Source organism: Streptomyces viridifaciens (assembly GCF_001888885.2).
Taxonomy (GTDB): Bacteria; Actinomycetota; Actinomycetes; order Streptomycetales; family Streptomycetaceae; genus Kitasatospora; species Kitasatospora aureofaciens.
The window spans coordinates 5,908,717-5,927,739 of sequence record NZ_CP090841.1; the positions used below are offsets into that span (position 1 = coordinate 5,908,717).

General features: G+C 73.0%; 20 protein-coding genes. 17 read left to right on the top strand and 3 right to left on the bottom strand.

Annotation, left to right across the window (positions count from 1 at the left end; genetic code table 11):
• Positions 1 to 17: 17 nt before the first annotated feature.
• Positions 18 to 920: a polysaccharide deacetylase family protein gene (locus BOQ63_RS33790; protein ID WP_030286254.1), complete on the bottom strand. Its 903-nt coding sequence runs from the start codon at positions 918 to 920 to the stop codon at positions 18 to 20.
• A 208-nt stretch (positions 921 to 1,128) separates the two neighbouring features.
• On the opposite strand from BOQ63_RS33790, the gene BOQ63_RS33795 reads away from it, so the two are divergent.
• The 3 genes from BOQ63_RS33795 (at position 1,129) to BOQ63_RS33805 (ending at position 3,310) form a co-directional block, all read left to right on the top strand.
• On the top strand, positions 1,129 to 2,022 hold the full coding sequence (locus BOQ63_RS33795; RefSeq protein ID WP_078656723.1) for an SAM-dependent methyltransferase: 894 nt from the start codon (positions 1,129 to 1,131) through the stop codon (positions 2,020 to 2,022).
• A 173-nt stretch (positions 2,023 to 2,195) separates the two neighbouring features.
• The gene (locus BOQ63_RS33800) at positions 2,196 to 2,762 is read left to right on the top strand and encodes an HD domain-containing protein (RefSeq protein WP_072655504.1); all 567 of its coding nucleotides are present in this window, start codon (positions 2,196 to 2,198) and stop codon (positions 2,760 to 2,762) included.
• Between the two features lie 38 nt (positions 2,763 to 2,800).
• Positions 2,801 to 3,310 carry an FBP domain-containing protein gene (locus BOQ63_RS33805; RefSeq protein WP_030286260.1) on the top strand — a complete coding sequence of 170 codons (510 nt, stop codon included), beginning with the start codon at positions 2,801 to 2,803 and terminating at the stop codon, positions 3,308 to 3,310.
• 12 nt (positions 3,311 to 3,322) lie between these two features.
• Here BOQ63_RS33805 and BOQ63_RS33810 read toward each other — a convergent pair whose 3' ends face one another.
• A complete protein-coding gene (locus BOQ63_RS33810; RefSeq protein ID WP_030286262.1) occupies positions 3,323 to 3,697 on the bottom strand; it encodes an RNA-binding S4 domain-containing protein in 375 nt (124 codons plus the stop codon).
• 97 nt (positions 3,698 to 3,794) lie between these two features.
• Positions 3,795 to 4,199, bottom strand: a complete 405-nt coding sequence (locus BOQ63_RS33815; protein WP_030553625.1) for a VOC family protein — start codon at positions 4,197 to 4,199, stop codon at positions 3,795 to 3,797.
• An 81-nt stretch (positions 4,200 to 4,280) separates the two neighbouring features.
• Here BOQ63_RS33815 and BOQ63_RS33820 point away from each other — a divergent pair, with 81 nt between their 5' ends.
• From BOQ63_RS33820 to cbiE, 14 genes are all read left to right on the top strand, one after another.
• Positions 4,281 to 5,492: a methyltransferase gene (locus tag BOQ63_RS33820; protein WP_051747005.1), complete on the top strand. Its 1,212-nt coding sequence runs from the start codon at positions 4,281 to 4,283 to the stop codon at positions 5,490 to 5,492.
• Between the two features lie 146 nt (positions 5,493 to 5,638).
• Positions 5,639 to 6,667: an N-acetyl-gamma-glutamyl-phosphate reductase gene (gene argC / locus BOQ63_RS33825; RefSeq protein ID WP_030286268.1), complete on the top strand. Its 1,029-nt coding sequence runs from the start codon at positions 5,639 to 5,641 to the stop codon at positions 6,665 to 6,667.
• Positions 6,664 to 7,833, top strand: coding sequence for a bifunctional glutamate N-acetyltransferase/amino-acid acetyltransferase ArgJ (gene argJ, locus BOQ63_RS33830; protein WP_167395813.1), 1,170 nt, complete (start codon positions 6,664 to 6,666; stop codon positions 7,831 to 7,833). Before argC ends, argJ begins: the two co-directional genes overlap by 4 nt.
• A 170-nt stretch (positions 7,834 to 8,003) precedes the next feature.
• Complete coding sequence (gene argB / locus BOQ63_RS33835) at positions 8,004 to 8,879, top strand: acetylglutamate kinase (RefSeq protein ID WP_046386506.1); 876 nt, start codon at positions 8,004 to 8,006, stop codon at positions 8,877 to 8,879.
• Complete coding sequence (locus tag BOQ63_RS33840) at positions 8,876 to 10,081, top strand: acetylornithine transaminase (protein ID WP_030286272.1); 1,206 nt, start codon at positions 8,876 to 8,878, stop codon at positions 10,079 to 10,081. Before argB ends, BOQ63_RS33840 begins: the two co-directional genes overlap by 4 nt.
• A 23-nt stretch (positions 10,082 to 10,104) precedes the next feature.
• Complete coding sequence (locus BOQ63_RS33845; RefSeq protein WP_030286274.1) at positions 10,105 to 10,653, top strand: arginine repressor; 549 nt, start codon at positions 10,105 to 10,107, stop codon at positions 10,651 to 10,653.
• A gap of 113 nt (positions 10,654 to 10,766) precedes the next feature.
• Positions 10,767 to 12,194 carry an argininosuccinate lyase gene (gene argH, locus BOQ63_RS33850; protein WP_030286277.1) on the top strand — a complete coding sequence of 476 codons (1,428 nt, stop codon included), beginning with the start codon at positions 10,767 to 10,769 and terminating at the stop codon, positions 12,192 to 12,194.
• Between the two features lie 108 nt (positions 12,195 to 12,302).
• The gene (locus BOQ63_RS33855) at positions 12,303 to 12,560 is read left to right on the top strand and encodes a sigma-70 RNA polymerase sigma factor region 4 domain-containing protein (RefSeq protein WP_050366885.1); all 258 of its coding nucleotides are present in this window, start codon (positions 12,303 to 12,305) and stop codon (positions 12,558 to 12,560) included.
• Between the two features lie 259 nt (positions 12,561 to 12,819).
• Complete coding sequence (locus BOQ63_RS33860) at positions 12,820 to 13,323, top strand: GNAT family N-acetyltransferase (RefSeq protein ID WP_030286281.1); 504 nt, start codon at positions 12,820 to 12,822, stop codon at positions 13,321 to 13,323.
• 597 nt (positions 13,324 to 13,920) lie between these two features.
• Positions 13,921 to 14,946 (top strand): methionine ABC transporter ATP-binding protein, encoded by a 1,026-nt coding sequence (locus BOQ63_RS33865; RefSeq protein WP_030286283.1) that lies wholly within the window; start codon positions 13,921 to 13,923, stop codon positions 14,944 to 14,946.
• 5 nt (positions 14,947 to 14,951) lie between these two features.
• On the top strand, positions 14,952 to 15,686 hold the full coding sequence (locus BOQ63_RS33870) for a methionine ABC transporter permease (RefSeq protein WP_030286285.1): 735 nt from the start codon (positions 14,952 to 14,954) through the stop codon (positions 15,684 to 15,686).
• Between the two features lie 58 nt (positions 15,687 to 15,744).
• Positions 15,745 to 16,569: a MetQ/NlpA family ABC transporter substrate-binding protein gene (locus tag BOQ63_RS33875; protein ID WP_030286287.1), complete on the top strand. Its 825-nt coding sequence runs from the start codon at positions 15,745 to 15,747 to the stop codon at positions 16,567 to 16,569.
• A gap of 198 nt (positions 16,570 to 16,767) precedes the next feature.
• Positions 16,768 to 17,403, top strand: coding sequence for a GNAT family N-acetyltransferase (locus BOQ63_RS33880; protein ID WP_030286289.1), 636 nt, complete (start codon positions 16,768 to 16,770; stop codon positions 17,401 to 17,403).
• Between the two features lie 131 nt (positions 17,404 to 17,534).
• Entirely contained in the window at positions 17,535 to 18,791 is a 1,257-nt protein-coding gene (cbiE, locus tag BOQ63_RS33885) for a precorrin-6y C5,15-methyltransferase (decarboxylating) subunit CbiE (RefSeq protein WP_051747006.1), read from the top strand.
• The last annotated feature ends 232 nt before the right edge of the window (positions 18,792 to 19,023 follow it).

Genomic DNA, 19,023 nt, shown 5'->3' on the forward strand with positions numbered 1-19,023 from the left:
TCGGTCCGATCAGCCGCTCAGGCGCACAGCTGGCTGGCGGTGACCGCCTTGAGCCCCGCCTTGCCCAGCCCGTCCAGGATCGCCGGAAGCGCGTCGATGGTGCACTGGTGGCCCATGTGCAGGGCCACCACCGAGCCGCCGCGCACCGCGCTCAGCACCCGGCGCTGCAGCTCGGCGGCGGTCGGGTCGGTGTAGTCGCGCGGGTCGACGTCGAAGGACAGCACGTGCTCGTAGCCGACGGCCTTGGCCTGCTGGGCCACCATCGAGGTGGCGTACTGCGCGGCGGAGGGGCGGAACCAGCGGCCGATCGAGCCGGTCAGCGCCTTCAGCCGGTCGGCGCACTGGGCGATCTCGGCGCGGGCCTGATCCGGGCTCATCGAGGAGATGTCGAGGTGGTTCTGGGTGTGGTTGCCCAGCTCGTGGCCGGCGTCCAGGATCCGCCGGACCATCTGCGGCTGCTGGTCCAGCCAGCTGCCGACCACCATCACGGTCAGCCTGGCGCCGTGCTGCTCGGCCGTCTCCAGCAGGGCGGTGGCGAGCTTCGGGTCGCCGCTGCCGTGGCAGGTGAGGGCCACGTTCTTGGCGGTCCGCGGGCCGTGCACCACCTCGTACGGGGTGCCGGCCGCCAGCGGCGGCAGCACGGGCGGGGTCGGCGGGGCGGAGGTCTGGGGGGCCGCCGGGGTCCCCGTGGCGGTGGGCGCCGGGCCGGTCGGGGAGGGGGAGGCGGGCTCCTCCCCGCCCTTCCAGGCCGGGTCGGTGGTGTGCTGGGGATCGACACTGCCGGGGTGCGCGGCGAGCGCCGCCCCGGGCTCGGCGCGGCGGGGCGTGTCGCTGCCGCAGGACGTCAGGAGCCCGGCGGAGGCGGACAGGGCGGCCAGCTTGGCGGCGGTGCGCAGTACGGTGCGGCGGTCGGCAGTCATCGGCAGCCAGCATAGAGATGACAGCACCGCCCGGCGATCCGGTGCCGCCGTCCGAACCAGCTTTGACGTGCACACACTCTTTTCTCGGGTGTTGCGTAAACCTGAACTCCCGCTGTTTCCACGGGGTGTCCTTGGATACGATCACCGCGCACCACGTGTTACGGGGCAGTAGGCACATTCCGGCATTGCGCATTGGGGGCGGAACAGGATGCACGAGGACACCGCGGCCACCGCGGCCACCGACCGGGACAGCCGCACCGGCTGGGAGTGGGCCAGAGCTGACGACTGGCAGCCGCCGAGCGAACTCGACACCGGCGTCCCGCACACCGCCCGGATGTACGACTACTACCTGGGCGGCAAGGACAACTTCGAGGCGGACCGCAAGGCCGCCCAGGCCGCGATAGCCGCCTACCCGGCGCTGCCGCTGCTGGCCCGCACCAACCGGCAGTTCCTCGGCCGGGCCGTCGAGTTCGCGGCGGGCCGGGGGATCCGCCAGTTCATCGACATCGGCACCGGGATCCCCGCCGTGGGCTCCACCAGCGAGGTCGCCCAGCGGGTCGCCCCGGACGCCCGGGTCGTGTACGTGGACAACGACCCGATCGTCGCGACCCACGCCCGCGCCCTGCTGGCCGGCCACCCGGCCGGACACACCTCGGTCATCGAGGCCGACCTGCGCGACCCGGAGGCGATCCTCGGCCACCCCGCGCTGGCCGCCGCCGTCGACCTCTCCCGGCCCGTCGCGCTGATGCTCGTCGCCGTCCTGCACTTCATCCGCGACGAGGACGGCGCCGAGCGGATCGTCCGCACCCTGCGCGACGCGCTCGCTCCCGGCAGCGCCCTGATCCTCTCCCACGGCAGCCCCGACTTCGCCTCCCGCGAGAGTGCCGCCGAGGGCACCCGGATCTACCGGAGCGCCAGCGCCCCGCTGGTGCTGCGGCCCCGGGCGGGAGTCGAACCCTTCTTCGGCGACTTCGAGTTCGTCGGCCCCGGGCTCGTCCAGCTGCCGCTCTGGCGCCCGACCGCGGGGCACGTCCGCACCACCGAGCTGCCGGAGGGCTGGCAGGACGTCTCCGCGTACGCGGGCGTCGCGGTCAAGGCGTGACGGCGTGAAGGCGTGCGGCCGGGCAGGCGTGAAGCCCGTGACGGCGTGAGGCCGTGACGGCCTCGGAAGCGTGAGCACGGCCGGTCCCGGCGCCCCCTCCGGCGCCGGGACCGGCCGATCGCAGCCCGCGGCCGGGCGCTGACAACCCCTCACCCGAGCGGATACCGTGCGGCATGACCACCGCACTGCCGCCGCTCCCGCCCCTGCCGACCGGAGCCGCCGAACTGCTGCGGGCCGTCGACGCCCCGCCCCGGCTGGTCGCCCACCTCGCACTCGTGCACCAGGCCGCCGAGCAGATCGCCGGATTCTGCGCCGCGGAGGGCCTGGCCTTCGACCGCGAGGCCGTCCGCTTCGGCGCCGCCACCCACGACATCGGCAAAGTCATCCACCCCGAAGAGCTCTCCGGACCGGGCTCCGCGCACGAACCCGCGGGTCACGCCCTGCTGTTGGCGCACGGCGTCGCCGAGCCGCTGGCCCGCTTCGCCCGCAGTCACGCGAGTTGGGGCGAGCCCGGCACCACCACCGAGGAGCTGCTGGTCAGCCTGGCCGACAAGGCCTGGAAGAACAGGCGCGTCCGCGACCTGGAGGACCTGGTGGTCGACCGGCTCGCCGAGGCCACCGGCCGGGAACGCTGGGAGGCCTTCCTCGCCCTGGACGACCTGCTCACCACGATCGGCGAGGACGCCCCCCGGCGGCTCGCGCTGCAGGCCGCCCATCCGGTGCGTACCGGGCGAAATTGACGCGACAGCGCCCGGCGGACGGTGCTAGCTTCCGCGCCATGGAACCCCTCAGCGACCCAGAGATCCGCGCGTCCTTCGTCAACTGCTCCAAGGGCGAGGCCGGTCGGCTCAACCTGCCCCGGGGCCTGGCCGAACTGCCTTGGGAGAGCCTGGACTTCCTCGGCTGGCGGGACCAGGGCGCGCCCGACCGGGCATACCTGGTGGCGCCGTACGGGGGCGAGCTGGTCGGGGTGACGCTGCGCTCGCCGATGGTCCGGCGCAGCCTGACCAAGACCAACGTGTGCTCGCTGTGCATCACCGCGCACGCCGGGTCGGGCGTCGCGCTGCTGGCCGCCCGCCGGGCCGGGGCCGCCGGGCGCGAGGGCAACACCGTGGGCACGTACATCTGCGCCGACCTGGCCTGTTCGCTCTACGTCCGCGGGCTGAAGAAGTCCACCCTGGTCACCCGGCCCGACGAGTCGATGCCGCTGGAGGACCAGATCGCCCGTACGGTGCTCAACCTCGACGCCTTCCTGGCCCGGGTGCTCACCGACACGGTGGCGGCGTAGCGCGGCGGCCGGTCACCGCCGGCGCAGCTGGTCCAGGTCGCGGCGCTCCCGCTTGGTCGGGCGGCCCGCGCCGCGGTCCCGCTCGAAGACCGGTGCCGTGAGCTCGCGCGGCGGTCGCGGCGGGCTGTTGTCGATCAGGCACTCCGCCGCGACCGGCGCACCGACCCGCTTGCGGATCAGCTTCCGCACCTCGACGACCCGTTCGTAGCCCTCCTCGCGGACCCGGACCTCGTCCCCGGGCTTGAGCGTCTGGGCGGGCTTGGCCCGCTCGCCGTTCACCCGTACGTGGCCGGCCTTGCAGGCGGCCGCGGCCAGCGAGCGCGTCTTGGCCAGGCGGACGGACCAGATCCAGACGTCCACCCGCACGCTTCCCTCGTGTTCAGCCATCCCCGGAGCCTATCCAAGCCGCGTCCGGTGTCGCGGGCCCGGCCACCGCGGGCCCAGCCGCTGCCTGCCGAGCCACCGCGGGCCCGGCCCCCGCGGTCTAAGCCGCCGCGGGCGCCTCCTGGACGGCCCAGCCGTTGCCGTCCGGGTCGTTGAAGAACACGAAGTTGTTCCAGGTCTCGCCGTGTCCGTCCACCCGCGTCCCCGCCACGAAGTGCTGGACCGGGCTGACCTCGACGCCGCGCGCCGCCAGTTCCGCGTGCGCCTTCTCTATGTCGGCCACCACCAGCTGGAGCCCCTTCACCGAGCCGGGCGCCGCGTCGATCACCCCGGTGCCCACCACGATGGAGCAGTGCGAACCCGGGGGAGTCAGCTGGACCACCCGGATCCCGTCACGCAGCCGGGTGTCGTGGTCCACCGTGAAGCCGGCCTGCTCCTCGTAGAAGAGCTTGGCGCGGTCCACGTCCGCCACCGGGACCACCACGACTTCGAGTTTCCAGTCCATTGCCCTCACCCCTCTCGGTCGGGCACTTCCAGTATCTGCCCGAACCCTTCCCGGGTGGCCTTCGGATAGCCTGAGAACACGATGAATCCGCAGACCACGCCCGCCGAACCCGCGCCGGCCACCTCGTTCGCCACGCCCTGGGGCGCCCTCGACCTCACCCGCTTCCCGGCGGACCCGCGCGAGCGGTTGCGGGCCTGGGACGCCGCCGACGAGTACCTGCTGCGCCACCTCGCCGGCGAGGCCGACAGCGCCGACGGCGTGGCCACCGAGCTGGCCGGCCGTCGGATCGCCGTCCTCGGCGACCGCTGGGGCGCGCTCACCACCGCGCTGGCGCCGTACGGGCCGGTCCAGATCACCGACTCCCACCTCGGCCGGCAGGCCACCCGGGAGAACCTGGCCCGGGCCGGCGCCGCCGTCGACGAGGCCCGGCTGCTCACCACCCGGGACACCCCGCCGGAGCGGATCGACGTCCTGCTGGTGCGCGTCCCCAAGAGCCTGGCCCTGCTGGAGGACCAGTTGCACCGGCTCGCCCCGGCGATCCACCCCGGCACCGTCGTGGTCGGCACCGGCATGGTGACCGAGATCCACACCTCCACCCTGCAGCTGTTCGAGAAGGTCCTCGGCCCGACCCGCACCTCGCTGGCCGTTCGCAAGGCCCGGCTGATCTTCTGCACCCCCGACCCGGCGCTCGACCCCGGCCCCAGCCCGTGGCCGCACCGCTACGCGCTGCCGCCGGACATCGGGGCCGCCGCCGGCCGTACCGTGGTCAACCACGCCGGCACCTTCTGCGCCGAGCGGCTCGACATCGGCACCCGTTTCTTCCTGGCCCACCTGCCCACCCCCGCCGCCGGGGCCCGGGTGGTCGACCTCGGCTGCGGCAACGGCGTCGTCGGTACGGCCGCCGCGCTGGCCGGGCCGGGTGCCGAGCTGGTGTTCGTGGACGAGTCCCACCAGGCGGTGGCCTCCGCCGAGGCGACCTTCCGCGCCAACCTGGGCCCGGACGCCCCGGCCGAGTTCCGCACCGCCGACGCGCTCGACCCGGCGGTGTTCGCCGCCGGCTCGGTGGACCTGGTGCTCAACAACCCGCCGTTCCACTCCCACCAGGCCACCACCGACGCCACCGCCTGGCGGATGTTCAGCGGTGCCCGGCGGGCGCTGCGGCCCGGTGGCGAACTCTGGGTGGTCGGCAACCGGCACCTCGGGTACCACGTGAAGCTGCGCAAGCTGTTCGGCAACTGCCAACTCGTCGCCGGGAACCCCAAGTTCGTGGTGCTGCGCGCGGTCAAGCGGTAACCCGCAGCGGGGCGCCCCCGCCACTCGGGGCACGTCCGCGACCACCACTTCGATCCCGGCAACCGTCGCGCCTGTCCGAACTCCATCCAGTCTTGCATGGATTTTCCCTCCCGCGTATATTCATGCCACGACGAAGGAGGAACGCCATGGCATTGCAAGTCGCCGTCGCCGGCGCGAGCGGATACGCGGGCGGCGAGGTGCTGCGTCTGCTGCTCGGCCACCCCGAGGTGGAGATCGGGGCGCTGACCGGCGGCTCCAACGCGGGCAGCAGACTGGGCGCGCTGCAGCCGCACCTGGTCCCGCTGGCCGACCGCGTCCTCCAGCCCACCACCCCCGAGGTGCTCGCCGACCACGACGTGGTGTTCCTGGCACTGCCGCACGGCCAGTCCGCCGCCGTCGCCGAGGCCCTCGGCCAGAACGTCCTGGTGGTCGACTGCGGCGCCGACTTCCGGCTCAGGGCCGCCGCCGACTGGGAGCAGTTCTACGGCACCGCCCACGCCGGCACCTGGCCCTACGGCCTGCCCGAACTCCCGGGCCACCGCGCCGTGTTGAAGGGCACCAACCGGATCGCCGTGCCCGGCTGCTACCCGACGGCCGTCTCCCTGGCGCTCTTCCCGGCGTACGCGTCCCGGCTCGCCGAGCCGGAGGCCGTGGTGGTCGCCGCGTCCGGCACCTCCGGCGCCGGCAAGGCCGCCAAGCCGCACCTGCTCGGCAGCGAGGTCATGGGCAGCGTCAGCCCGTACGGCGTCGGCGGCGTGCACCGGCACACCCCGGAGATGGTGCAGAACCTCACCCCGGTCGCCGGGGAGCCGGTGACGGTCTCCTTCACACCCACCCTCGTCCCGATGCCGCGCGGCATCCTCGCCACCTGCTCCGCCAAGGCGAAGCCGGGCGTGAGCGCCGAGAGCCTGCGCGCCGCCTACGCCGAGGCGTACGAGGACGAGCCCTTCGTCCACCTGCTGCCCGAGGGGCAGTGGCCGCAGACCAGCAGCGTCTACGGCGCCAACACCGCCCTGGTCCAGGTCGCCCTGGACGCCGCCGCCGGGCGGATCATCGCGATCAGCGCGATCGACAACCTCGTCAAGGGCACCGCGGGCGGCGCGGTGCAGAGCATGAACATCGCCCTCGGCCTGCCCGAGGAGCTGGGCCTTCCGCTGAACGGAGTCGCACCGTGACCACCCAGAACACCGGCGTGACCGCCGCCAAGGGCTTCCGCGCCGCCGGCGTGACCGCGGGCATCAAGGCCTCCGGCACCCCGGACCTCGCCCTGGTGGTCAACGACGGCCCCTCGCTCGCCGCGGCCGGCGTCTTCACCGCCAACCGGGTCAAGGCCGCGCCCGTGCTCTGGTCCCAGCAGGTCCTGAAGGGCGGCCGGGTCTCCGCCGTCGTCCTCAACTCCGGTGGCGCCAACGCCTGCACCGGCCCGGCCGGCTTCCAGGACACCCACGCCACCGCGGAGCACGTCGCCGCGGAGCTGGAGCTCAACGCCGGCGAGGTCGCCGTCGCCTCCACCGGCCTGATCGGCGTCCGGCTGCCGATGGACGTCCTGCTGCCCGGCGTCACCCTGGCCGCCGGGCAGCTCAGCGAGACCGGCGGCGAGGCCGCCGCGATCGCCATCAAGACCACCGACACCGTGCACAAGACCGCCCAGTTCACCAGCCCGGCCGGCTGGACGGTCGGCGGCATGGCCAAGGGCGCGGGCATGCTCGCCCCGAGCCTGGCCACCATGCTGGTCGTGCTCACCACCGACGCCGACCTGGACGCCGCCGATCTGGACGCGGCGCTGCGCGGCGCCACCCGCACCACCTTCGACCGGATCGACTCCGACGGCTGCATGTCGACCAACGACACCGTGCTGCTGCTCGCCTCCGGTGCCAGCGGCATCACCCCGGACCGGGCCGAGTTCGCCGAGGCCGTCCGCACCGTCAGCGCCGACCTGGCCCGCCAGCTAATCGGCGACGCCGAGGGCGCCAGCAAGGACATCCGGATCGACGTCACCGGCGCCGCCACCGAGGACGAGGCCGTCGAGGTCGCCCGCACGATCAGCCGCAACAACCTGCTCAAGTGCGCCATCCACGGCGAGGACCCCAACTGGGGCCGGGTGCTGTCCGCGATCGGCACCACCAGCGCCGCCTTCGACCCCGACCGCCTCGACGTGGCCATCAACGGCGTCTGGGTCTGCAAGGACGGCGGCGTGGGCGAGGACCGCGAGCTGGTGGACATGAAGGCCCGCGACGTCGTCATCACCGCGAACCTCAACGCCGGTACGGCCGGCGCCTCGCTGTGGACCAACGACCTCACGGCCGACTACGTCCACGAGAACAGCGCCTACTCCAGCTGATCCGCCGAGCGTCGATCCGCCGCGACCCGATCCGCCGGGCCGATCCACCGCGAGCTGATCCGCCGAGCCACCCACCCGCTGATCCGCGACATCCGTTCCGACGAGGGAATCCCGTGCAGATCGCACCCAAGGGCGAACAGGCCCGCAACAACACCGCGTTGCCCAAGGCCATGACGCTGATCGAGGCGCTGCCCTGGCTGGAGCGCTTCCACGGCAAGACCATCGTGATCAAGTTCGGCGGCAACGCCATGGTCGACGAGAGCCTCAAGGCGGCCTTCGCCCAGGACGTCGTCTTCCTCCGCTACGCCGGGCTGCACCCCGTCGTGGTGCACGGCGGCGGCCCGCAGATCAGCGCCCAGCTGGACAGGCTCGGCCTGGAGTCCAACTTCACCAACGGCCTGCGCGTCACCACCCCCGAGACCATGGACGTTGTCCGGATGGTGCTGGCCGGTCAGGTCCAGCGCGAGCTGGTCGGCCTGCTCAACGAGCACGGCCCGTTCGCCGTCGGCATGACCGGCGAGGACGCCCACACCATGACGGCCGTCAAGCGCTACGCGGTGGTCGACGGCGAACAGGTCGACATCGGCCTGGTCGGCGACATCGTCAACATCGAGGCCGGCGCCGTGAAGGCGCTGATCGCCGACGGCCGGATCCCGGTCATCTCCTCGATCGCCCGCGGCGCCGACGGCCACGTGTACAACATCAACGCCGACACCGCGGCCGCCGCCCTGGCGGTCGCCCTCGGCGCCGAGATGCTGGTGGTGCTGACCGACGTCGAGGGCCTGTACAAGGACTGGCCGAACTCCGACGACGTGATCAGCCAGCTCAACGCCACTGAGCTGGAGACGCTGCTGCCCGGTCTGGCCAGCGGCATGCTCCCCAAGATGGAGGGCTGCCTGCGCGCCGTCCGCTCCGGCGTGGGCACCGCCCGCGTGCTGGACGGCCGGGTGCAGCACAGCCTGCTGCTGGAGATCTTTACCGACGAGGGCATCGGCACGATGGTCGTGCCGGACGACGAACCGACCGTGACCGGGGGACTGGCATGACGCACAACGAGCAGCTCACCGACCGGTGGCAGCACAGCTTCACCGACAACTACGGCACCCCCCGGATCCCGCTGGTGCGCGGCGAGGGCGCCAAGCTCTGGGACGCGGACGGCAAGGAGTACACCGACCTGCTCGGCGGCATCGCCGTCAACGCCCTTGGCACCGCCCACCCGGCGGTCGTCGAGGCCGTCAGCAAGCAGATCGCCACCCTCGGCCACGTCTCCAACCTCTTCATGGCCGAGCCGACCATCGCCCTCGCCGAGCGGCTGCTGAAGCTGGACGGACGCGAGGGCGGCCGGGTGTTCTTCTGCAACTCCGGCGCCGAGGCCAACGAGGCCGCCTTCAAGATCAGCCGGCGCACCGGCCGCACCCACCTGGTCGCCCTCCAGGGCGGCTTCCACGGCCGGACGATGGGCGCCCTCGCGCTCACCGGCCAGCCCGCCAAGCAGGACCCGTTCCGCCCGCTGCCCGGCGACGTCACCCACGTCCCGTTCGGCGACGTCGAGGCGCTGCGCGCCGCCGTCACCACGGAGACCGCCGCCGTCTTCCTGGAGCCGGTCCAGGGCGAGAACGGCGCGATCCCGCTGCCCGAGGGCTACCTCGAGGCAGCCCGCGCGATCACCCGGGCCACCGGCACCCTGCTGGTCCTGGACGAGATCCAGACCGGCATCGGCCGTACCGGCTACTGGTTCGCCCACCAGGCCTTCGAGGGCGTCGAGCCCGACGTCGTCACCCTGGCCAAGGCGCTCGGCGGCGGACTGCCGATGGGCGCGGTGCTGGCCTTCGGTGAGGCCGCCGAGCTGCTCACGCCGGGCCAGCACGGCACCACCTTCGGCGGCAACCCGGTGGCCGCCGCGGCCGGACTCGCGGTGCTGGACACCATCGAGTCCGAGGGCCTGCTGGAGCACGTCCGCAAGATCGGCGACCGGCTGCGGCACGGCGTCGAGGCGATCGGCGACCCGCTGGTCTCGCACGTGCGCGGGGCCGGACTGCTGCTCGGCATCGTGCTCACGCGGCCGGTCTCCGCCCTGATCCAGGCCGCCGCCCAGCAGGCGGGCTTCCTGGTCAACGCCGCCGTCCCGGACGCCGTACGGCTGGCTCCGCCGCTGGTGCTCACCGAGCAGGAGGCGGACGCCTTCCTCGCCGCGCTGCCGGGCATCCTCCGGACGGTGCGCGAGAGCGCCCCGGCCGATGCGAGTTGACCGTCGTCCGGGAGAATAATCACATGACCGATTCCCGCTCCGGCCCGTCCGCCGCCGGCCCGACGCCGCAGGTCCCGCAGACCCGCACCGCGCGCCACCGGCGGATCGTGGACCTGCTCACCCGCCAGCCCGTGCGTTCGCAGAGTCAGCTCGCGAAGCTGCTCGCCGACGACGGACTCGTGGTCACCCAGGCCACCCTCTCCCGGGACCTGGACGAGCTGGGCGCGGTCAAGATCCGCAACCGGGACGGCGCGCTGATCTACGCCGTCCCGGCCGAGGGCGGCGACCGCACGCCGCGCGCGCCGATGGGGGAGTCGGCCAGCGAGGGCCGGATGGCCCGGCTGGCCGGCGAGCTCATGGTCTCCGCCACCGCCTCCGGCAACCTGGTCGTGCTGCGCACCCCGCCGGGGGCCGCGCAGTTCCTCGCCTCGGCCATCGACCAGGCCGAGGTGTTCGAGATCATCGGCACCATCGCGGGCGACGACACCGTGCTGCTGATCAGCCGCGACGCCGCCGGCGGCCAGGCGCTGGCCGACCACCTCATGCAACTCGCCCAGGCCAAGGCGCAGTAGCACCTGCCCGACCCCGAACCCCTGCCGCGGAGCCCCGCGGCAGGGGTTTTGTGTTTCATACGGCGTGATGCATACTTATGCCACCCACTGCACAAGTGTAAGGAGCCACCGCGATGACCGCCCAGCAGTCCTCCGACGTCCGCCTCTGGGGCGCGCGCTTCGCCGACGGCCCGTCCGAGGCGCTGGCCAGGCTCTCGGCCTCCGTCCACTTCGACTGGCGCCTCGCCCCGTACGACATCGCCGGCTCCAGGGCCCACGCCCGGGTGCTCCACCGGGCCGGCCTGCTCTCCGACGAGGAGCTGTCCGGCATGCTGGCCGGACTCGACCAGCTGCTCACCGACGTCCGGTCGGGGGCCTTCGTCGGCACCGTCGCCGACGAGGACGTCCACACCGCCCTGGAGCGCGGCCTGCTGGAGCGCCTCGGCGCCGACCTCGGCGGCAAGCTGCGGGCCGGGCGCTCGCGCAACGACCAGATCGCCACCCTGTTCCGGATGTACCTGCGGGACCACGCCAGGACCATCGGCGGCCTGCTGCTCGACCTCCAGCACGCCCTGGTCGGCCTCGCCGAGGCGCACCCGGACACCGCCATGCCGGGCCGCACCCACCTCCAGCACGCCCAGCCGGTGCTCTTCGCCCACCACGTCCTCGCGCACGTGCAGGCCCTCGGCCGGGACGCCGAGCGGCTGCGCCAGTGGGACGCCCGCACCGCCGTCTCCCCGTACGGCTCCGGCGCGCTGGCCGGTTCCTCGCTCGGTCTCGACCCGGAGGCCGTCGCCGCCGACCTCGGCTTCGAGGGCGGCTCGGTCGGCAACTCCATCGACGGCACCGCCTCGCGCGACTTCGTCGCCGAATTCGCCTTCGTCACCGCGATGATCGGCGTCAACCTCTCCCGGATCGCGGAGGAGGTGATCATCTGGAACACCAAGGAGTTCGGCTTCATCACCCTGCACGACGCCTTCTCCACCGGCTCCTCGATCATGCCGCAGAAGAAGAACCCGGACATCGCCGAGCTCGCCCGCGGCAAGTCCGGTCGGCTGATCGGCAACCTGACCGGCCTGCTGGCCACCCTCAAGGCGCTGCCGCTCGCCTACAACCGGGACCTCCAGGAGGACAAGGAGCCGGTCTTCGACTCCTGCGACACGCTGGAGGTGCTGCTGCCCGCCTTCACCGGGATGATGGCCACCCTCACCGTGCACCGGGAGCGGCTGGAGGAGCTGGCCCCGGCCGGCTTCTCGCTCGCCACCGACATCGCCGAGTGGCTGGTCAAGCAGGGCGTGCCGTTCCGGGTCGCGCACGAGGTCGCCGGGGCCTGCGTCAAGGTCTGCGAGGCCGAGGGCATCGAGCTGGGGGACCTGACGGACGAGCAGTTCGCCTCGATCTCCGAGCACCTGACCCCCGAGGTCCGCTCGGTGCTCAGCGTGCACGGCGCCATCGCCGCCCGCAACGGGCGCGGCGGCACCGCCCCCTCGGCCGTCGCGGTCCAGCTCGCCGAGGTGAAGGCGGACCTGGCGCGGCAGCAGGAGTGGGTCGCCCAGGGCTGACCCCTGGGGCGGCGGGGGAGGGGCGCGGCGGGCCGACCGGCGCGCCCCTCCCGCGTGCGCGCCCCGGCCCGGGCGTAACCGGCCCCGCCCGGGCCCGTCATCCACGGTGTGTGCACCCCCCTTCCGTCCGTCCCCTCCGCCGAGGACGTCTACCTCGCCGAACACCGCCGCCGCGTGGTCCGCGAGACCGTCGCCGCCCTGCCCGGCCGCTGCCCCCAGCTGATCGCCGCCCTCGCCGAGGACCCGCCACCGACGTACCGCGAACTCTCCGAGCGCCTCGGCATGCCGCGCGGCTCCATCGGTCCCACCCGCTCCCGCTGCCTGGCCTGCCTGCGCCTCCTCCTCCACGCCGAGCGCTACCCGTGACCGCGCCCGGCCCGACTCGCGCTGCGTGACCACCTGACCCGGGTGCCCCCACCTCCCGCACCCCCTCGGGCCCGCCGCGTCCCGCCCCCACTGCGGCGTGACCCTTGCCACGTCTGCCCCTCCGAAGGTTGAGGGAACCTGACACCCGGGTAGCACGCTGGCGAACGTCACTCTTGACGGTGGCGCACACGCTCGGATACTGAGCGTGGGCGCGCCACCCTCTGCGCGCCGGGCACGATGACTGGGGAGGCCCCTCCACATGGGCATGAGCGTGATCATCTCGGCCGCTGCGGCCGAGGACGCGGAGCAGATCCTCAAGCTCCAGTACCTGGGCTACCAGCCCGAGGCGGAGCTGTACGGCGACTGGGCGATCGAGCCCCTGACCCAGAGCCTGGAGAGCCTCCGCACCGAACTGACCGAGCAGCACGTCCTGGTCGCCCGCCTGGGCGACGAGGTGGTGGGCGTCGTCCGCGGCCATGTCGACGCCGAGGGCATCGGCCGGATAGGGCGTCTGGTGGTCCACCCCCGGATGCAGCGGCACGGCCTGGGCGGCAGGCTCCTGGAGGCGTTGGAGCGCAGGATGGCCGAGGACAGTCGCCCGGTGACGGCCTACCGGCTGTTCACCGGCCACCGCAGCCTCGGCAACCTGCGGCTGTACGCCCGCCAGGGCTACCGGCAGACCTCGGTCGAGCAGGTCAGCAGCCGGCTGAGCTTCGTGCACCTGGAGAAGCCGGTCGCGAGCGAGCTGGCCGCGACGGCCTGAGCCCCACCCGCCCGGGCCCCACCCGCCCGGCCTCACCCGCCTGAGCCCCGCCCGTCCCCGGGCATCCCTCGACGCCGCCACCATCCGGACGCCCCGGTGGCGGCGTCGAGGCACATCTCCGCAGGTCGGAACGGCCGGTGTCCGCAATGCGGACATTAGCCGTCACACAGTTGGGCGCAATTCGGGTCATCTGTTTTACTGGCTCACATGACTGCGACGACGAACTGGACCCCCACCGGCACGCTGCCGGCAGGTGAGCGTGCCATGTGCCGTCGAATGTGTCACTGCTGAGGGCCACCGCCCCCGGGCACCCCGTCGAGGGTGCCTCCCCCTCGCGCCCCGAAGCGAGAATCCGGCGCCGCTCCCGCCCGTGCGAGCGCGCCGTCCTCCCGGAAAGCCTCCCCTCCGGCGTGCCCGCCCAGCGGCGGCCGTCGATGACTCGTCAGGGCCGCGCCGTCGTGCGGCCCGGCCGGCCTGCGGCCACGATCAAGGGGTGGCAGCTCCGGATCCCCTTGGTGAGGCGTCGTAGGACACCGCCGATCGAACGCAGGTCGGCCGGTGGACTCCGCCGCCCGCCCCCGACCCACGGAAGCAGCTGTGATCACCACCACGGACCTGACCAAGGTCTACCGTTCCCGAGGCCGCGAGGTGACCGCCCTCGCCGGTGTCGACCTGCACGTCCGCCCGGGCGAGGTCTACGGAGTCGTCGGCACCAGCGGCGCCGGCAAGTCCACCCTCATCCGCTGCGTGAACATGCTGGAGCGCCCGACCTCCGGCACGGTCACCGTGGACGGGGTCGAGCTCACCGCCCTGTCCGGCGGCGAGAACCGGGCCGGCAAGGACCTGCGCGAGGCGCGCCGCCGGATCGGCATGGTCTTCCAGCACTTCAACCTGCTCTCCTCCCGCACGGTGCAGCAGAACGTCGAGCTGCCGCTGGAGATCATCGGCCTGGACCGCACCCAGCGCCGCCGCAAGGCCGCCGAACTATTGGACCTGGTCGGCCTCGGCGACAAGGCCCGCAGTTACCCCAACCAGCTCTCCGGCGGCCAGAAGCAGCGGGTGGGCATCGCCCGCGCCCTGGCCGGCGACCCCAAGGTGCTGCTCTCCGACGAGGCCACCTCGGCGCTCGACCCGGAGACCACCCGCTCGATCCTCAAGCTGCTGCGCGACCTCAACCAGCAGCTGGGCCTGACGGTCCTGCTGATCACCCACGAGATGGACGTCATCAAGTCCGTCTGCGACTCCGCCGCCCTGATGCGCGGCGGCCGGGTGGTGGAGTCCGGCGAGCTGACCGACCTGCTGGCCGAGCCCGGCTCGGAGCTGGCCCGGGAGCTGTTCCCGCTCAGCGAGTTCGGCACCGGCCATCCCGGCACCACCGTCCTGGAGATCACCTTCCAGGGCGACACCCCGGCGCAGCCCTTCGTCTCCCAGCTGGCCCGGACCTACCAGATCGACATCAACATCCTGGGTGCCGCGGTGGAGACCATCGCGGGCCGGATGGTCGGCCGGATGCGGGTGGAGCTGCCCGGCGGCCACCAGGACAACGTGGTGCCGATCGGCTACCTGCGCGAGCAGGGCCTGCAGGTGGACGTGATCGGCACGGCGAACGGAGCGGCGGCATGAGTGGCCTGAGCTGGGACCAGATGCAGGAGCTGATGTGGCCCGCCACCCAGGAGACCTTCCAGATGGTCGGGGTCGCGACGGTCTGCACCGTCCTGGTCGGACTCCCCATCGGCGTGCTGCTGGTGCTCACCTCCAAGGGCGGGGCGCTGCAGAACCAGCCGGTGAACAAGGTGCTGGGCGCGGTCGTGAACCTCGCCCGCTCGCTGCCGTTCATCATCCTGATGATCGCGCTGATCTCCTTCACCCGGTGGCTGACCGGCAACTCCCTCGGCTGGCAGGCCGCGACCGTGCCGCTGACCGTCGGTGCGATCCCCTTCTTCGCCCGGCTGGTCGAGACCTCCGTGCGTGAGGTCGACCGCGGTCTGATCGAGGCGGTCCAGGCGATGGGCGGCAGCACCTGGACGCTGGTGCGCAAGACGCTCGTCCCCGAGGCGCTGCCCGGCATCGTGGCCTCCGTCACCACCACGGTCATCGCGCTGATCGGCTACTCCGCGATGGCCGGCACGGTCGGCGGCGGCGGCCTGGGCGACCTCGCCTACCGGTACGGCTACCTGCGCTTCGAGACCGCCTTCATGTGGATCATCGTGGCCGAGATCGCGATCATCGTCACCGTGATCCAGCTGGCCGGCGACCTCGCCGTGCGCCGGCTGGCCAACCGGGGACGCGGCGGCGGACGCACCCGCCTGCTCCGCCCGCGCGCCTCCGCCCCGGCCCCCGACGAGGACCTCGTCGCCTCCTAGACCTCCCTCGTCCGACCTCCGGACGCGGCTCCCCGTATCACGCAGAAAGGCACTTTTCGTGCGCAACGTTCTGAAGTTCACCAGTGTCCTCGCCACCGCCGGCCTCGCCCTGTCGCTGGCCGCCTGCGGCAGCTCGGGCTCGTCCTCCTCGGACCCGAACGCGCCGCTGAAGGTCGTCGCCAGCCCGACCCCGCACGGGCAGGTCCTGAAGTTCGTCAACGACAACCTCGCGGCCAAGGCGGGCCTCAAGCTCGACATCAAGGAGGTCACCGACTACGTGACCCCCAACACGGCGGTGCAGGACGGTTCGGCCGACGCCAACTACTTCCAGCACGTCCCGTACCTGGATGACTTCAACAAGAAGAACGGCACGGACATCGTCTCGGTCGAGACCGTCCACCTGGAGCCGCTGGGCGTCTACTCCAAGAAGGTCAAGTCGATCAACGACCTGCCGTCCGGCGCCACCGTCGGCCTGCCGAACGACGCCACCAACGAGGGCCGCGCGCTCAAGCTGCTCGCCGACAACAAGCTCATCACCCTCAAGGAGGGCGCCGGCACCGCCGCCACCCCGGCGGACGTGACGGGCAACCCGAAGAACTTCAAGTGGAAGGAGCTGGAGGCCGCCCAGCTGCCCCGCTCCATCGCCGACCTCGACGCCGCCGTGATCAACGGCAACTACGCGCTCGACTCCGGCCTGAAGCCCGCCACCGACGCCCTGGTGCTGGAGAAGGCCGAGGGCAACCCGTACGCCAACATCCTCGCCGTCAAGAAGGGCAAGGAGAACGACCCGCGGGTGAAGAAGCTGGCCGAGCTGCTGCACTCCGACGAGGTCAAGAAGTACATCGACGACACGTTCCAGGGTTCGGTCATCCCTGCGTTCTGATCGTCGTACGTCATATCGCGTGGCGTCCGACCGGGCCCCCGCCGCACCTCGGCGGGGGCCCGGTCGGGCAGTATGCACCAGGGACACCACGGCGGACCGGGTTCTGACGTACCGTCGTGCGACCGGCGCACCGCGTGATACCCGGGGTGCGCCGGAGGCGTACGGTGTTGTGTTCACGACCCGGCGAGGAGAGACGGCATGGCAGCGAGCTTCCCCGAGACCGCCATCAGCACCGAACGGCTGCTGCTGCGTCCCCTTGTGGAGGACGACGCCCCGGGCCTGGCCACCATGATGGCCGACGACCTCGTCCTGGCCTGGACGGACCTGCCCCACCCCTTCACCGAGGGCTACGCGGCGGAGCTCGCCCGCACCCTCGCCCCCGCCCACCGCGCCGCCGGGCGCGGCATCGTCCTCGCCGTCACCGAGCACCTCACCCAGCGCCTGGTCGGCCTGGTCGAACTGCGCAACACCGACTGGCGGCTGCGCAGCACCGAGATCTCCTACGTCACCGCCACCTGGGCGCGCGGCGAGGGCTACGCCCCCGAGGCCGTCCTCGGCGTCGCCCAGTGGCTGTTCGAGGACCGCGGCTTCCTGCGCCTGGAGATGCGCACCGCCGCCGGGAACACCGCCGCCCAGCAGGTCGCCCAGAAGATCGGCGGCATCAGCGAGGGCGTGCTGCGCAGCGCCTGGATAGTGCGCGGCGAGTCCGGCGAGGTCGTCGAGGAGAGCCGGAGCGACCTGATCCTGTGGAGCCTGCTCCCGGAGGACCTGGAGTCGCCCGAACTGCACCGCGACGGCTGGCACGGCGACCACCGCTACGTGCTGCGGGACTGAGCCGCCGTCCGGCCACCCGCCCGGCGCGGACATCTGTGCGAGATGTCGGCCTCCGGGCGGTCGTACCCGGTAGCCTCTCCACCGGTGTCGCACAGTGGGCGCCGCATCGAGTCGAGGGAGAACGGCCGCAGATGGCTGACCGGATCACGGTCATCGGGTGGGACGGTACGCCGCTGACCGAGGCGGCCGGTGCGGCCCTCGCCGCAGCGACCCTGGTGGCCGGAGCGCCCTACCAACTGGACGCCCTTCCAGTACCGGAGGACGCCGAGCGGATCACCCTCGGCAACATCAGCCAGGCCGCCCGTACGATCGCCGAGCACCGCGGCGCCGCCGTCGTGGTCGCCGAGGGAGACCCGGGCTTCTTCGGCGTGGTGCGCACCCTGCGCCGCCCCGAGTACGGCCTCGAACTCGAAGTACTCCCCGCCGTCTCCTCCGTCGCCACCGCCTTCGCCCGGGCCGGGATGCCCTGGGAGGACGCCCAGGTGGTCAGCGCCCACGGCGGCCGGCTGCGCCGCGCGGCCAACATCTGCCGGGCCCACCCCAAGGTCGCGGTGCTCACCGCCCCGGGCGCCGGCCCGAGCGAACTCGCCCTGCTGCTGCGCGGGGTGCACCGGACCTTCGTGGTCTGCGAGGCCCTCGGCACCCCGGAGGAGGACGTCACCGTCCTGACCTCCGACCGGATCGCCGACCACGTCTGGCGCGACCCCAACGTGGTGCTGGTGATCGGCGGCGGAGCCCAGGTGGGGGCGGTCGGCGAGGCGGCCGGATGGCTGGCCGGGCGCCCGGTGGGCTACCCCGGCGCGGAACGCGGCTGGGCACTCCCCGGTGACGCCTACGCGGGCGCCGGGCGCACGGAGGGCGAGCCGGGCGCATCGGAGGCGCTGCCCGCGCACGTGCGCGCCCTGGTGCTGGCCCGTCTGGGTGCACGTCCGGGGGACCTGGTCTGGTCGGTCGGCGCGGGCAGCGGCGCCCTCGCGGTGGAGGCGGCCCGGTTCGGCGCCGCGGTGGTCGCGGTCGAGGCCTCCCGCTCGGCCTGCGCCCGGATCACCGTCAACGCCCGCCGGTACGGGGTCGAGGTGGAGACCGTGTACGGGCAGGGCCCCGAAGTGCTGGGCGGACTGCCCGAGCCGGACACGGCGGTCGTGGAGGCCGGCGGTCTCGAGGTGGTGCGGGCCGTGCTGGCCCGCAGGCCGGAGCGCTTCGTCGCGCTGGCCCGCACCTTCGCCGAGGCGGAGGAGATCCACCGGGCCATCGTCGGGGCGGGCTACCGGGCGGAGGGCGCGCTGCTGCAGTCCACCCCGCTGCGGGCGGCCGAGGAGGGCGGCGCACTGGCGCTCGGGGCGGGCGCGGGCGGTGCCCTGCTGCTCTGGGGTGAGCAGATCGTGTGAAGGCCTCGGGTGCGCCGGGGCCGGTGGGCGGCCCCGGCGGTGATCCAGGTCGCATCCGGACACCGATTCGAGAGGTCACCGCGCCGGGCCGGTAGTGTGGCGTCCCAGGCGGCTGCAGCCGTCGGCAACCTGCCCGATTCGGTCGGTTTGTCACCTTTTTGACGTGGTGCAACCCGGTTCCGCTCGGAGTGTGGGCAATTCGACGGGCCGCGTGCCGGACCTGGAGAATGTC